10 protein-coding genes are annotated in these 15427 nt (G+C 62.6%); 4 read left to right on the top strand and 6 right to left on the bottom strand.

All coding sequences use genetic code 11. The features are described from left to right. Nucleotides 1-53: 53 nt before the first annotated feature. The 6 genes from G9C89_RS20290 to G9C89_RS20265 all read right to left on the bottom strand — a co-directional run bounded on the left by G9C89_RS20290 (nt 54) and on the right by G9C89_RS20265 (nt 8765). Entirely contained in the window at nt 54-1412 is a 1359-nt protein-coding gene (locus G9C89_RS20290) for a DUF1329 domain-containing protein (protein WP_172151523.1), read from the bottom strand. A 15-nt stretch (nt 1413-1427) separates the two neighbouring features. After that, a complete protein-coding gene (locus G9C89_RS20285) occupies nt 1428-3314 on the bottom strand; it encodes a DUF1302 domain-containing protein (protein ID WP_390623852.1) in 1887 nt (628 codons plus the stop codon). A 578-nt stretch (nt 3315-3892) separates the two neighbouring features. Further along, nucleotides 3893-5842, bottom strand: coding sequence for an acyl-CoA synthetase (locus G9C89_RS20280; protein ID WP_172151521.1), 1950 nt, complete (start codon nt 5840-5842; stop codon nt 3893-3895). Beyond that, nucleotides 5842-6798 (bottom strand): fumarylacetoacetate hydrolase family protein, encoded by a 957-nt coding sequence (locus tag G9C89_RS20275; protein ID WP_172151512.1) that lies wholly within the window; start codon nt 6796-6798, stop codon nt 5842-5844. The genes G9C89_RS20280 and G9C89_RS20275 overlap by 1 nt, the downstream gene beginning before the upstream one ends. A 174-nt stretch (nt 6799-6972) precedes the next feature. Continuing rightward, nucleotides 6973-8064: a VOC family protein gene (locus tag G9C89_RS20270; RefSeq protein WP_172151510.1), complete on the bottom strand. Its 1092-nt coding sequence runs from the start codon at nt 8062-8064 to the stop codon at nt 6973-6975. An 86-nt stretch (nt 8065-8150) separates the two neighbouring features. Further along, nucleotides 8151-8765, bottom strand: coding sequence for a TetR/AcrR family transcriptional regulator (locus G9C89_RS20265; RefSeq protein WP_172151508.1), 615 nt, complete (start codon nt 8763-8765; stop codon nt 8151-8153). Between the two features lie 391 nt (nt 8766-9156). Here G9C89_RS20265 and G9C89_RS20260 point away from each other — a divergent pair, with 391 nt between their 5' ends. The 4 genes from G9C89_RS20260 (at nt 9157) to G9C89_RS20245 (ending at nt 15382) form a co-directional block, all read left to right on the top strand. After that, nucleotides 9157-10392: an NADH:flavin oxidoreductase/NADH oxidase family protein gene (locus tag G9C89_RS20260; RefSeq protein ID WP_172151506.1), complete on the top strand. Its 1236-nt coding sequence runs from the start codon at nt 9157-9159 to the stop codon at nt 10390-10392. Nucleotides 10393-10485: 93 nt separating this feature from the next. Beyond that, complete coding sequence (locus tag G9C89_RS20255) at nt 10486-11400, top strand: VOC family protein (protein WP_172151504.1); 915 nt, start codon at nt 10486-10488, stop codon at nt 11398-11400. Nucleotides 11401-11544: 144 nt separating this feature from the next. Continuing rightward, the gene (locus G9C89_RS20250; protein ID WP_172151502.1) at nt 11545-14544 is read left to right on the top strand and encodes a molybdopterin-dependent oxidoreductase; all 3000 of its coding nucleotides are present in this window, start codon (nt 11545-11547) and stop codon (nt 14542-14544) included. Beyond that, nucleotides 14537-15382 (top strand): 4Fe-4S dicluster domain-containing protein, encoded by an 846-nt coding sequence (locus tag G9C89_RS20245; protein ID WP_172151500.1) that lies wholly within the window; start codon nt 14537-14539, stop codon nt 15380-15382. The genes G9C89_RS20250 and G9C89_RS20245 overlap by 8 nt, the downstream gene beginning before the upstream one ends. Nucleotides 15383-15427 lie beyond the last annotated feature (45 nt).

Genomic DNA, 15427 nt, shown 5'->3' with positions numbered 1-15427 from the left:
TCATGGTGGCGGCCTAGGTCGCGGGCTTGTGGCCTTTAACTAAGTAGCGATATTTAGCGGACTCCGGAGTTGCGCAAGGCGGCCGGGGTGTAGTCGGCGGCGAGGGCTTTGACGCCGAACTCGACACCCTGACTTTCCTCGTTCTTCAGGCCTGAAACGATGTAGCGACCGTTCAGCAGGTCATGCAGGGTTTCCACGGCCAACCAAGGCACCTGGACGTTGTAATAGGGCTGCAGATGGCCCTCGCCAACCCTCCAGAGGGTGCCACGCGCGTCGTAGTGGTCGGCCTGGACGATTTGCCAAGAGTCTTCATCAATGAAGAACACCCGCTTGGCATAGACATGTCGCTCACCCTGTTTCAAGTTGGCTTCCACCTCCCAGACCCGGTGCAGCTCGTAGCGGGCGAAATCCGGGTTGAGGTGCCCTGCCTGGACGATGTCTTTGTATTTCTGCTTGGGTGAGTCCAGCTTGAAGCTGTTGTAGGGGATGTACAGTTCACGCTTGCCGACCAGCTTCCAGTCGTAGCGATCCTGCGCGCCGTTGTACATATCGAAGTTGTCGCCCACGCGCTGCCCCTCGGAGGCAGGGTAGGGGCCGTCGTAGGCGACCTGTGGGGCGCGTCTTACCCGGCGTTGGCCCGCGTTGTAGAGCCAAGCCAGGCGTGGTTCGCTGACCTGATTCAGGGTTTCGTGTACCAGCAACACACTACCGGCCAGGCGCGCGGGGGATGTGACCTCCTCTTTGTAATAGAACAGTACATTGCCCGGCTTGGCCGGATCGAAGTCCTTCAGTTGATCGCGGTAGGTGAACTCCATCTTGAATTTCACCGGGGTGAAGGCGCCGCTTTTCTCTGGGGTAGCCTGCACGCTGGTGCGTTTCATGGTGCCGCCCCGGTAGCGGGTGAGATGGTTCCAGACCACCTCCTGGCCGTTCTGCGGGATGGGGAACGGGTAGGCGGTCTGGAAGTTGGTCAGGCCGTTGCCGTTTTCCACGAGTTGGGTGTTCAGCGCATTGGACCGCGCTGCGGCGTAGACGAAGTCCGGGAGCGCGACGCTGCGGTGGCTGGTATAGACCGGCAACCGATACGAGCCTGGATAGCGCTTGAGCATGGCCAACTGGCCGGGGCTCAGTTTGTCCTTATATTGTTCGGCATTCTGCGCATCAATGATGAAAAGCGGCTGTTCACTGGCGTATGGGTCGTCGAGAAAGCCCTCGGAGTTCTGCTTGCCACTGGTCTTGTCGAGGCCGCCGGTCCAGGCCGGAATGCTGCCGTCGGCATTGCCCGCTTGCTCTGCGCCGAGCGGGGTCAGGGTTTTACCGAGCTCAGCGGCTTGCTCTGGAGTGACGGCGGCCAGTGCCGCACCTGCCAGCAGCGAGAGGCCCAGGCTGGTGCTTTGCATTAAGCGTTTCATGATCTGCTCTCCTGCTTAAAAGGACATGCCGAAGCTGAGCGCGACGAAGTCGCGATCAATGTTGGTGTTGTAATCGCCGCCGAAGAAATCGGTGTATGACAGGCTGGCGCTGTAGGTATTGCGGTACTCGGCATCCAGCCCCAGGCTGATGGCCTTGCTGCCTTCGTTGAAGCCCGGCTCGGGGGCATAGCCGTCAACATCGTGGGACCAGGCCAGGTTCGGCTTGAGCGTCACCGCCGGAATCAGGTTGCTGTATTCCCAGATCGCGCGGGCGCGATAGCCCCAGGAGGTGCTGGTGAGGAAGCCATCGTCGTTGCAGTTCTGCGCGGTGCTGGCGCTGGTGACCGTACGGCACAGGTTGTTGTCCGGATACAGCGCGCCCTGGCCGTACACAGGGTCACGGCCATAGCGCAGGCCGCCTTTGCCCTCCAGATCGCCAACATGTACCACGCCGATTTCGCCAACCAGAGTCAGGCGATCGGCGCCCATGATCTGATCGAAGAAGTGCACGGCAGTGATCTGCGCCTGGGTCATGGGTTTGCGTTGATAACCCTGTATCAGGCTTGAGTTGGCCAACGGATAGGCGCCGGAGGACAGTAGCGGCGAGACGGCGGGGTCACCCGTGCCAGCCATGACCAGATCTGCCGCATTGAGCTGCATGGGCATGTTGGGCCGGTAACTGATTTCCCCGGACAAGGCCGTGCCGGTAGGTAGGGTGGTGGCCAAACTCAGGCCGTACAGGCGGATATCCTCCGGGTAGGCCACCTGATACTGGGAGGTGCCGATGCGATAGGCCGCGCCCAACTCGTTCAGTGCCGGGCCAAGGAGGCCGGCACAGACGCCTGGGTCGGGGATGCCCAGGTTGGCGCAGAGCGGCGGGATGAAATTCAGGTCGGCGATATTCGGGCTGCTAATCGAATTAATGTAGGGTTGCCGGCTGTGATAGTTGAGCGCATAGGCACCGACTTCAATGTCCAGCGCGGGCACGAACCAGCGCAGGGCAAGCCCCCATTGGCCGCCATTGCGAGCGTCGTCATCGGCCGCTCGCGGGACCACGATGCCTTCCGCGCCCAGGTTGATGCCGAAGGGCGTGAGAGCAGCCTGGGCTGCTGGGTTGCTGCTGAGATTAGGTCCGACGGGAACCGTGTCGCAGCCATCGGCGGCGAAGTCGGCCTGGGAGAAGAAGGTGCCACAGTTGTCCACTACCGTTTGCTGCCAATCGAGCTGGTAGAAGGCTTCGGTGGACAGGTTATCGGTCAGGTTTTGCGACAGATAGAACATGTTCACCGGGATCAGCCCTTCCTTGATCTCGGCACCGGGTCGGCGAAACGCGGAGACGTCCACCGGGTTGATGCTGTTGATCCCGCCCTGGATAAAGGTGCTTTCGCCCCAGCTGACCACCTGCTTACCCAGGCGCACGGTGCCGGGCAGCTCGCCGATCACATAGTTGTGGTAGAGGAAGGCATCCAGCAGCTCGGCACCGGAGGCTTGTGCACCCTCCTTGCGGTTGTGATCGTCGATGTCTGTGATGAGGCGGCTCTCATCCTTCAGCTCGAAGTCGTACCAGTACTTGCCGCGAACGAACAGGCCCGATTCGCCATATTTCAGTTCGAGGTCGTGCAGCCCCTTGAAGATCTTCGAGAAGGTCTCGCCCTTCTTGAAATTTCTCCGACCATCGTCGGTGGCGCTGACCGAGCCCTTGCCGCCGTTATTCTCGCCGATCAGCTCGGGATCGGCCCCGCGCAGTGCCCAACTGGCACCGACGCTGAGTGAGGAGTCGAACTGTCCTTCGATTTCGCCAAACTTGAAGGTGCCGGCATGCGCAGGGGCGCACATGCAGGTGGCCAGACTGATCGCGCATGCAAGCTGAGCGGGTTGCCATGGGGGTTGCTTGAGCATCATGTTCACTGCCTCTTGTTGTTGTTGGGTAGTGCTCGCCTGCTTTCTTTGGGATGAAGCAAGCCATACAGGTCATCGCATGGGCGATGAAGTCCGTATTTATGACGTGCGGGTAGTGCTCGGTGTCGGGGCTGTCAGTCAGCCCGACTCACCTGGCGCAACTCAGGTGAGCGGCACGGGGGCGCAATCAGCCGCGACGCGTGGATCGTTTCATTCGGATGCAGGGCAGTGAGTGATCAAGCCATGGCGCGTGCTGCCATGACGGCTCACCGTCGCAGGGACGTTGGATGAGGGGGGAAAGTAGCAGGCAATTTTTTGTTCTCATTATTGTTCTCATGCACGGATTGTCAGGTTAAGGAGGTGCCCCTCTCGCAAGGGGCTATCGCTTGCTGCCGTTTACAGGTGATCTGGCTGGACTCTGGTCGCTGCGCAGGTTCCATCACCTTGAAGTTGCGCTGCCTTGAGCCTGTGCCAACCGGCGAGCCTTCGCCGCGCCGATCAAGTTGATAATGCAATTGAACACTGTGGTTCAATATAAATCAACAGGGTTCATTTTTGAGCCATGTCGGGAGCGACGAGTATCATGCGCTTATCCCTGTTTGGGCGTTCTGCTGGGTTGGGGCAGTTGCTGCTTGCAGCCACTCGACCTGAAAGCTGTAACGCCCCAGCGCGGTGGCCAGGCGCTCCCGATCGGGGCCGGCGCTCAACTGCACGACCAGCCCGCGGCGGGCGTCCTGCACGACCTCCAGCGCAATGCCGGCAAGGCCGCAACGCTCGGCCTCCTGGCGCACCACCTGGGCGATCTCGCGCTGTTGCAGGGCGGGCTTGAAGATCTTGCCCACCGGAGTCACTGGCAGGGCGGCGAGGATCTCGATGCGCTTAGGTACGGCGGCCCGTTCGGCAATATATTGCGCGGCGAAGGCCAGCAGTTCCTGGGCGTCGGCGCTGGCGCCCGGATTGAGCTGCACGTAGGCGACCGGTACCTCGCCGGCATGGGCGTCGGGGCAGCCCACGGCCGCGACCAGGGCAACGGACGGGTGAGCCTGCAGGGCCTCTTCGATCTGCTTGGGATCGATGTTGTGGCCGCCGCGGATGATCAGTTCCTTCTTGCGCCCGGTCAGCCAGAAGTAGCCTTGCGCGTCCTGGCGGCCCAGATCGCCGGTGTTGAGCCAGCGCTGGCCGTCGATGGCAATCCACAGTCCCTGGTTATGGTGCTCCTCCAGATAGCCGTCGAACAGGTTCGGGCCACTGATGGTGATCAGGCCGACCTCATCCACGTCGGCAACGCGCAGGTACTCGCCGGCGTCATCGAGTACGATCGCGCGCATATTCTGGTAGGCGATGCGGATGCCGATGGAGCCAATGCGGCGCGCACCCTGGGGCGGGTTGACCGAGGAAACGCAGGCACCTTCCGTGAGGCCGTAACCTTCGAGGATCTTTACATCGGTGCCTAGCTCGAACTCGCGGAACAGTTCGACCGGCATCGGCGCGGCGCCACAGAGTGCGTAGCGCAGGCTGGAAATGTCGCGGCCCGCAAGCCCGGTCTGCAGGAGCGCTGCATAGACGGTAGGCACACCGGAGAAGAAGTTGATGCCGAAGTGTTCAACCATCTCCCAGAAGCGCGCGATCACGCCCTCGCCGCGGTAGCCTTGCGGCGTGCCGAGCACCACATGGTCGCCCTGGGTCCAGGGCATCAAGCCGGTTACCAGTTGGCCGTTGACGTGGAACAGCGGCAGGCCGCAGAAAATCACCTGGCTGCTGTTGCGCGGTGCCAGGTGGGCGGCCATGGCCCAGGCGTTGAAGACTTCCGAGCCATGCGTGCGGGCGGCGATCTTGGGCAGCCCGGTGGTGCCGCCGGTGCAGAAGTAAGAGGAGCGCTCTTCGGCGCGGATTTGCCGACCGCTTTTGAGGTGCGTGCCGGGCTGAGCGGCCATCAGCGTGCGCAGCTCATGAATCGGGGCGCCGTTGCAAAGCTCACGTTCCTTCTGTGCCAGGGAACTCAGGGCCTCACGCTGGGCCTTGCCGACATAGGGTCCCATGCTGGCCCAAACGACGTGCTTGATCGCAGGCAGTTGATTCAGCTGCGAGGCCAGCTTGGGCCACAGATCGCTGCCCGGCGTCGGCGCGAGTGTCACCACTACGGATGCCTTGGCGGCATTCAGCAAGGCCGCCAGCTGCTTGGCTTCCAGCAGCGGGTTGATCGCCATGACGATCCCCGTCGCCTCGCCACCCCAGATGGTGAAGTGGGTTTCCGGCAGGTTGGGCAGGAGGAAGGCGACCACTTCGCCCGGCCCTATGCCCAGGTCATGGAAGGCATTGGCTGCGCGGGTGATATCCGCGAACAGCTCGGCGTAGTTCCACTCGTGGGTGTGGGTGAAGTCTGCAGCGTCGATGAAGAAGCTGAGTGCACGGGCCTGGGGTGTGCGCTCGGCAGCCAGGCGCAATGCCTCGTAGGTGCTGGCCGGCAAGCCCCGCTCCGACAGGGGGATTCGTTCGAGTTCTTCGATATCTTCCAGGGTTCGCACGCTCATCAGGCTTCCCCTACCACAAGGTTGCGCTGTACGCCCAGGTCAATCAGGCCATCGGCACTGCGAATGCGCGCCTCGACCACGTCGCCTGGCTTGAGGTACTGCGACCGGCTCTCCTGGGCCTTGAGGAACAGCTTCCATTTGGTGGCTTCCGGCATTAGGGCGGCGATACGTTGTTTGGCCGGGGAGGGGATGCTCAGGGCGCAGCCCGCCGGGGTGCCGGTGGCGATCAGGTCGCCGACGTCGAGATCTTGCACCGACGCGAGTTCGCTAAGGGTTTCCGCAGGGCCGTAAACCAGGTTGGCCGTGCTGTCGTCCTGGCGCACCTGGCCGTTGACCGTCAGGCGCAGTTGCAGAGCCTTCAGGTAATGTATGTCCTTGGCATCCAGCAGGCACAGGTAGGGGCCGACCGGGCCGAAGGTGCGGAAGCTCTTGCCCTTGTAGAACTGCATCTGGGGAATCTGGATATCGCGCGCCGAGTAGTCGTTGACGATGACGACGCCGGCGATGAACTCATGCAGATTGGCGTCGGTGACCTTGGTGGCGCCGCTGATCGCGCGCTTCATCACCAGGCCCAGCTCGATCTCGTAGTCGAGGAAGCGCACGTTGCGCGGCTTGATCAGGTCGCTGTCCGCCGCCACCAGGCAGCTGGTCGCCTTGGTGAAGATCATGTTGAACTTCTTCGCGTCAGGATCCATGCCCGACTCGATCATGTGCTGGCGATAGTTGGCGCCCTGGCAGACGAATTGCTGGTTGCGGGTCACCGGCGACAGCACCTTGACTTCGCTCTCGGCCAGCTCGGTGCCCTTGAGTTGGCGCAGATCTTCGACGCTGTTCTGCCGGATAAAGTCGCCGGTCGTGGCGAAACTTCCCGGTATCACCGTAATCCGGCCCTGGCGGATCACGCCCCAGTGGATGGCATCTTGATAGTCGAAACGGACAACATGTACTGCGGACATTGAAGGCACTCCTAGGGCATCGTGCGCCCCGCTTTCGCTGGTGCGGGGGCTGAGTTGTTGTTCTGAATTGGGGCCGGCAACGCTGTAGATCAGTGAGCCGCCGGCGATCAAGGCACCGGCCTTGAGCAGAGTTCGTCTGTCGAGTCGCATGGCCTCACCCTCGCCAGTGCGGCCTCAGCCGAACAGGCGCATAAGCGCCGTCAGCTTGCGTAGCGTGAGGTCCGGGCTGCGGTGCAGGTTGCGCACCAGCTTGATCAGGTTGCTCGGGTTCAGCGTGGGCTTGGTGAAGCTCTTGGGCATGCGTTGCCCCCATTGCGCCATGGCTTCGGGGCTGACGAAATGCACGCCAGTGGGCTGCGTGGAGGTGAAGAGATCGCCGTCGCAGTAGTGCTCGTGCTTGTCGCCCCAGGGGTCCTGCCAGTAGTCGAAGATCTGGCTGCCGAGGATGTGCCGGCCGATTCCCCACGCGTGCTTCCAGTCCCGCTCGCGCATGACGCGCTGGCCCATGCCCACTGCATCGGCATCGACGAGCTCATAGGCACTATGGCTGTAGGTCGCCATGAAACCCTGGGCGATGGCGAGGGTGTGGTGATCCGCCGGAGTATCGCCGAGGTCCAGGCGCATGAAGGTGACGATGGGCGAGCCATCCGGGAGCACCTGTACGTCGCTGGGAATAAAGCCGAGATGCTGGCTGTACCAGGCGCAGGTCGCCTGGTAGTCGGCGACTTCCATCACCACATGGCCGAGCCTCAAGACTTCAGGCGGTGCTACCGGCGGGCGCTGCGTGTCGTTGATGCGCAGTTGCTCTAGGGCGAAGTTGAACGGCAGGGCAGCTCTATGCGGAAGGGAGACGCTAGGGCTCTGTGCGTAAACGGCCTCCACGACAAACCCCGAGGGGTCGCGCAGCCGGACCTGCTTGCCGCCGCCCGGATGCTGGATATCTTCGACCTTGGAGGCGCCATCGAGCTGGCTCAGACGGTGTAGGTCATCGAGGTTGCGCACCTCCAGTCCGAAACCTAGAAAGCGGGCCTGGGCCGCGCGATGAATGCGGTAGCAGTAGGGCGTGGGTTCGGTCGCGCGCAGGTAAAGCGTATCGGCATCCTGGTGGCAGACGACCAGGCCGAAATCGGTCAGGAAGCGTGCCGCCTCATCGAGGTCGGGGCGCTCGAAGATGAGGTGGGCAAGACGTTGAGCCTTGACCGTGGGGGCCGGGTGCCGGGTAGGTTGCGCTGCCTTCAGTTGAGGTACTGCGGTACTGCTATTCATTGTTGTTGTTCTCCGAACTTTTTCCGGGCAAAGCCTGGCCGCGCCCCTTAAATTGCAGGAGCGAAATCCCATCATCAGTTAAAGGCTCAGTCGATCGCGGGCAGCGCAGGCAGCTTCTCGGTCGCCAATCGTCCAGCCTCATCAGCGGGCACCCCGAGTGCCCGGAGTACGAATTCCGCCGTATCGGTGCCAGCATCGCGCCAGGTTTTATGGCCCTCCAACACCAGGAACATTGCCCCCAGTGCAGTGCTGGAAATCAGCGTGATAACTGAGAGCAACTGGTCTTGCCGGAAGCTGTAGCGTCCGCTGGCAAGGCCGTCCAGCAGGTCCTTCGCCGCCTGACTGGTAAACATCTCGCGCAGTGAGGCGTTACTCATGGCGAAGCGATGAATGAAGGTGCCCCACTGCGGTTCTTCATGAGCGCGCCGAATGAAGAAGCGGATGCCATTGGCGAGTCGATGCGCAGGGTCGACCAGGGTTTCGAAACTCCTTCTGACGCGTTCATGCATCTCGGCAGCGAGATGGGCGGCAACGGCTTCGAACAGTTGTTCCATGCTCGGCACGTTGTTGTAGATCGTCCCGCGCGCGACGCCGGCCTCAAGCGCCAGGTCGCTGATGCTCAGGTCAATGGCGCCTCGTTCGGCGAACAGGCGGAGTGCGGCTTGGTGAATGCGCCGCTGTACCGGATTTAGGGATTCCATGCGTTATCTCCAGGATCGCTTGGTATTCATTGAACGTGCTTGTTCATTTGCGGTCAATGATTTTTTTTGAATCTGAAGGCTTTGCTTGTCGGTTGTTGGTTATAAGCCCCTGAAAATAGGGATTTCGTGCATGTGTTACGGTTTTTTCGAGTTTGCAGGCCATTATTTCTGATGTTATAAATGAACATCACTGTTCAGTTTGTGGGTGTCTTGGCCACCCGAAAAGCTTCCTGCTTCCTCTGTCGGTATGAGCGGATCGACCTCTCGGTCGTCGCGGGCGGGAGCCTTTCCATGCTGCCTGGCAGGTCCGTCAAGGGGCTGTCCAGTGCGATTCGTTACCGGTCTACGCCCCAGTCGGCTGGGAGATGTCTCATTAACCGTAGGAGCGAGCATGACTGCATCAAGACTCTTCGACCCTCTTCACTTGCCCAATGGCGTGGTGATTTCCAACCGGATCGCCAAGGCTGCCATGGAGGAAAACCTGGCTGATGAGGATCACGCGCCGGGGGACCGGCTGATCAGGCTCTACCAGCGCTGGGCGGATGGCGGGGCCGGTCTGATCATCACCGGCAATGTCATGGTCGACCGTCATGCCTTGACCGGCCCGGCTGGCGTGGTGCTCGAGAACGAGCTGCATCTGGAGCGATTCCGCCTATGGGCGGATGCCTGCCGCAGTCGCGGGGCCCAGGCCTGGATGCAGATCAACCATCCCGGCAGGCAGGTGCTGGCGGCGCTGGGGCAACCGGCCCGGGGGCCTTCGGCAGTGGCCGTGGATATTCCGGGATTGTCGAAGGCGTTCGCGCCGCCCCGGGCGCTGAGTGAGCTGGAGATCAAGGCGCTGATCGAGCGCTATGCGCGCACGGCCGCATTGGCCGAGCTTGCCGGATTTACCGGCGTGGAAGTGCATGCGGCGCATGGCTACCTGTTCAGCCAATTCCTTTCGCCCTTGACCAACAAGCGCAGCGACCGCTGGGGCGGCAGTCTGGAAAATCGTGCGCAGATACTCCTGCGCACGATTGGCGCAATTCGTCAGCGAGTGGGGCCGACCTTTTGTGTCGCCGTGAAGCTCAATTCCGCGGACTTTCAGCGCGGCGGCTTCGATGCCGAAGATGCGCTGCGCGTAGTGGAAATGCTCAACAGGCGGGCGGTCGATCTGGTTGAACTGTCGGGTGGTAGCTACGAAAGCCCGGCCATGCAGGGGCAGACCCGTGATGGCAGTAGCCTGGCGCGGGAGGCCTATTTTCTTGAGTTTGCGGAAAGGATCGGGGAAGTGGCGCGCATGCCGCTGATGGTCACCGGCGGCGTGCGTAGACGGGCGGTCGCCGAGCGCGTGGTGGGCGGCTCGGTGTCTATGGTCGGGCTAGCCACGGCACTGGCGATCGAGCCGGCCCTGCCAAGCCTGTGGCAAGCGGGGCAGGACGCCGAAGTGGCACCCATCATCGTGCCTTGGAAGAACAAGGCACTGGCCTCGCTGGCCGTGGCCTCGGTGGTCAAGAAGCAACTCGGCTTGCTCAGCCAGGGCAAGCGAACAAGACCCAGGACCTCGCCGCTCATGGCGTTGATCGGGGCGCAGTTGAAGTCTCGTCGTCAGGCGAAGGACTACCGGCGATGGATCAGCCGGGCCTAGCGTGCATTGAAAAAAACGCGGTTCCATCTGTCCCATTCCATCCGGACTGATGCGTTCAGGCAAGCAGACCTGCGCATCACCGAGGAGAGAGCAATGCTTATCGACGATATCGAATACGTGATCTTCCGCCACCCCGATCTGTCTGCAATCCGCCAGTTCATGCTCGATTACGGCCTGCTGGATGCTGCGCAGCAGGGGGATTTCCTCTATCTGCGCGGCTATGGCGATGCACCGTTTGCCTATGTCACCAGCCAGGGCGAGGCCGCCTTCGTCGGCATGGGTTTTCGCGTCGCCAGCCAGCAAGTCCTGGCGCAACTCGCCGCCCGTTTCGGTGCCGAGATCGAGGACTGCCCGCATCCCGGTGGCGGCCGGTATTGCGATACGATCGACCCGGATGGCCGTCGGCTGGAGTTCGTTTTCGGCGCCCAGCGCCTGCAGCCCGTGCCTTGTGGTGGCGCGCCGATTGCCTGGAACGATGCGCACGCCAAGAACCGCCTCGGCCGTTACCAGCGACCCGAGCACGGTCCGTCGCACGTGCAGCGCCTCGGCCATCTGGCGGTCTTCTCGCCGACCCCCCGGCAACTGATCGAGTGGTACGGCGAGAACCTCGGCATGAAACCGTCCGAGCTGATCCATGGTGGTGACGAGACCCAGGTATTGGCCGCCTTCATGCACCTGGACAAGGGGCCGCAATGGACCGACCACCATACCCTGGCGATCGTCGGCGCACCGACCGCGGGCCTGGACCATGTGTCTTTCGAGTGCCGCGACTTCGACGATGTCGGCATGGGGCATATGCAGATGCTGGACAAGGGCTACAAGCACCGCTGGGGTATCGGCCGCCATTTCCATGGCAGCCAGATATTCGACTACTGGACCGATCCGGTCGGCTTCCATGTGGAGCATTTCTCCGATGGTGACCTGGTCAACGAGCACACGCCGACGCTGAGTTATCCGTTCGGCCGCGACACCCTGCTGCAGTGGGGGCCGGATTTCCCTGGCCTGTGAGTCCGCCGGAACAACGCTAATCGGCCGCTGCAAGGGGCCCGCCCGTAACCCGGGCGGGCGTCCCGGCCACCACCGCTCCAAAGCGGGCGAACCGCCCCCTTGGAGTAACTGCCCCATCGCATTTAGCAACCGAATCGACCAGATATGAAAAAAATAATACTGAAAACAATACTGTTCGCCTTGCCCAAGGTGCTCGGCTTCACTGCCAGCAAACATCCACAATTCCGCGCCCGGCTCAAGCAGAAGAATTGCACTGCCTATATGGGGCTGCAGGACGGCAGCATCGGCCGCTTCCTGCAAATCAAAGGCGGCAAGGTGTCGTCGCGCGCCGGCACAGCGGCGCAGGCTGACGTCAGCATCCTGTTCAAGGACCTGCCGACGGCGCTGAAATTCCTCTCGCCCAATCCGGACATGAGTGAGATCGTCCACGCCGCGAAGAATTTCAAGGTCGTCGCCAAAGGCCCGGACCATCTGGTGGTGTGGTTCACCCAGACGCTCAATCTCAGCCAGACGGTCGGCCTGGAGATGGGCCTGCCGATGCGCGACGGCACCCGCCGCTACACCACCTGCACCAACGGTGGGCCGCTGTTCATCTACGTCAAGGGCGGGCGCATCCAGCGCGTCACGCCGCTGGAACTGGACGACAAGGATGCGCCGAGCTGGGAACTGCAGGCGCGCGGCAAGACCTTCCGCCCCAAGCGCCGTGCGCTGGTGGCGCCGCATGCCCTGTCGCTGAAATCCCTGGTTTATTCGGACAAGCGCATTCTGCAGCCGATGAAGCGGGTCGATTTCGACCCCGACGGCGAGCGCAACCCGCAGAACCGTGGCAAGTCGGGCTATGTACCGATCAGTTGGGACGAGGCGCTGACCATCGTCGCCAAGGAAATCAACCGGCAGAAGCGCGTCCACGGGCCCGGCTCGATCACCTTCCCGATGTCGTCCCACCATCAGTGGGGCAATGTCGGCTATTACCTCAGCTCGCTGACCCGCTTCGCCAACCTGATCGGCTTCACCCGTGTCGCCGCCAACCCGGACAGCTGGGAGGGCTGGTACTGGGGCGCCATGCACCACTTCGGCAATTCCATGCGGGTCGGCGTGCCGGCCGGCTATGGCGCCGTCGAAGACTGCCTGAAGGAAGCCGAGATGATGGTCTTCTGGTCCTGCGACCCGGAGAGCACCAACGGCGCCTATGCCGGTTTCGAGGGCACGACCCGCCGCCTGTGGGCCAAGGAACTGGGTATCGAGTTCATCCATATCGATCCGCATAACAACCCCACCGCGCAATTGCTCGGCGGGCGCTGGATTCCGATCCGGCCGCAAACCGATGCCGCACTGGCCACCGCCATCATGTACGTGTGGGCGGTCGAAGGCCTGTACGACAAGGAGTACGTTGCCACCCGCACCACCGGCTTCGACGAGTGGAAGGCCTACCTGCTGGGCGAGACCGACAGCGTGGCCAAGACGCCTGAGTGGCAGGAAGGGGAAACCGGCGTGCCGGCCAAGGACGTGCGCGCCCTGGCCCGCAAGTGGGGCAACCGCAAGGTCTATCTGGCGACCGGCATGACCGGCGCTGGCTTCGGTGGCGCCGGTCGCGGTGCGACCGGACAGCAGTGGGCGCGCTGCCTGATCATGATGATGAGCATGCAGGGCTGGGGCAAACCCGGGGTCAACTTCGGCTGCCTGCAGATCGGCACGCCGGTGGACCATCATTTCTACTTCCCCGGCTATGCCGACGGCGGGATTTCCGGCGACCTGATGTGGACCGGCAACGCGGTGAACAACTACCAGCGTATGCCGCACATCCTGACCATGAACCCGGTCAAGCAGCTTGTGCCGCGGCAGCAGTTGCCCGATGCCATCATCAACGGCCACGCCACCGGCTATCTGTGGGACGGCATGTCGCAGGAGGCGCAGTTCGCCCCCTTCACCTACCCGATGGCCGGCTATTCGCCGATCCACATGATCTACCGCTACGGCGGCTCGTCGTTCAGCACCGTGACGAAATCCGGGCGCTGGGTCGAGGCCTACCGCCACGACAGCATCGAGTTCGTGGTCAACCAGTCGATCTGGATGGAAGGCGAGGCCCAGTTCGCCGACATCATCCTGCCCGCGTGCACCCAGCTCGAACGCTGGGACATCGGCGAATGGTGCAACTCCGGCGGTTATGCCCACCATGGCTACACCCTGGTCAATCATCGGGTGGTGGCGCTGCAGCACAAGTGCATCGAACCGTTCGGCGAGTCGCGCTCGGACTACGACATCTTCACGGCCATCCTCGAAAGGCTGGGCCTCGGCGGGGTATTCACCGAAGGCTGCAGCGAGCTCGACTGGGTCAAGCGGGTGTTCGACTCCTCCGACCTGCCGGACCATGTCTCCTGGGCCGATTTCTGCCGCAAGGGCTATTACATCGTGCCGCCGGAAAGGCCCGAACTGCGCCCTCCGGTGGACATGCGCTGGTTCGCCGAAGGCCGTGTCAAGGATCTGCCGGAGCCGTTTCCGCTGCCGTCGCAGTGGGCGGAAGAGTTCGGCAAGGGCTTGCAGACGCCCAGCGGCAAGCTGGAGTTCGTTCCGGAAATCCTCAGGCGGCATACCCAGGACAATCCCGAGCGGCCGGCGCTCAACCGCTACATCCCGTCCTGGGAAGGCCTGGGGACGACCGAGCTGGTCGCCAAGTATCCGCTGCAGATGATCGCGACCCACTCGCGCTACAGCTTCCACACCTCCAGCGACGGCAAGAACAGCGTCACCAACCGGGTGCAGGACCATCGCGCGCGCATCGCCGGCCACGATTTCTGGCTGCTGCGCATCTGTCCTGCCGATGCGCAGGCGCGAGGCATCGCCCACCGCGACCTGGTCAAGATCTACAACGACCGCGGGGCGGTGATCTGCGCCGCCGACGTGTCGGCCCTGGTGGTGCCGGGGGTGGTCAAGTCCTACGAGGCCAGTGCCGAGTTCCAGATGGTGCAGGTGGCCGGCGAGACGGTGGAAATCGGCGGCTGCTTGAACATCCTCACCCCGGATCGCCCGCAAGCCCAGGGGACCAGCAGCATGAGTCCGAACTCATGCCTGGTCCAGATCGAGAAATGGCAAGGCGCCGACGCGTTCAAGCGCCTGCGCGCCGAGGTGGGAGTCGCCCATGAGTAAGTGGAATCTGATCATCAATGTGGGGCGTTGCGAGAATTGCTACAACTGCGTGATCGCCGACCGGGACGAACACGTCGGCAACGACTATCCGGGCTACGCGGCGCCAGCGTCGCTTGCCAGCGAGGCACCGATCCGCATCCTGCGGCGGGTGCAGGGAGCGGCGCCGATGGTCGAGACGACCTACCTGCCGGTGATGTGCAACCACTGCGACGATGCGCCGTGCATGAAGGTCGGCGGCGACGCGATCAGCAAGCGTGCCGACGGCATCGTCGTCATCGATCCGGTCAAGGCCAAGGGCCGCAAGGACATCGTCCGTTCCTGCCCCTACAAGGCCATCGTCTGGAACGAGGAGGAGCAGCTTCCCCAGACCTGGATCTTCGACGCCCACTTGCTCGACGGCGGCTGGAAAGGTCCGCGCTGTCAGCAGGTGTGTCCGACGGAGGTGTTCGAGGCGGTGAAAGTCGACGACCAGGCGATGCAGGAGAGGGCACGCAAGGAAGGGCTGCGAGTGCTGCTGCCCAAGTTGAACGCGAAGCCGAGGGTCTATTATCGGGGCCTGGAGCGCTGGGATAGCTGCTTTATCGGCGGCAGCGTCAGCGCCAGCGTTGACGGGCTGGTCGATTGCGTAGCGGGTGCCGAAATCGCCCTCCTGCAGGGCGACCAACGCATCGCGGTCACCTGCAGCGATGCCTTCGGCGACTTCCGCTTCGCCGGTCTGGGCAAGCGAAGCGGTTGCTATCGCATCGAAATCCGCCACGAGCTGGGCCAGGCGCAACGACAGTGTGAACTCGATGAAAGCCTCTATCTCGGTGAGATTCGGCTGGAGACCAGCCAGTAGGATTTCATTGGGGGCCTACCCCGGTAGGCCGTTGAAAAACGTAGG

Source organism: Pseudomonas tumuqii (genome assembly GCF_013184545.1).
Lineage (GTDB): Bacteria > Pseudomonadota > Gammaproteobacteria > Pseudomonadales > Pseudomonadaceae > Aquipseudomonas > Aquipseudomonas tumuqii.
Note: the sequence above shows the minus strand (reverse complement) of the source record. Positions and strands in the feature narration are given on the sequence as shown.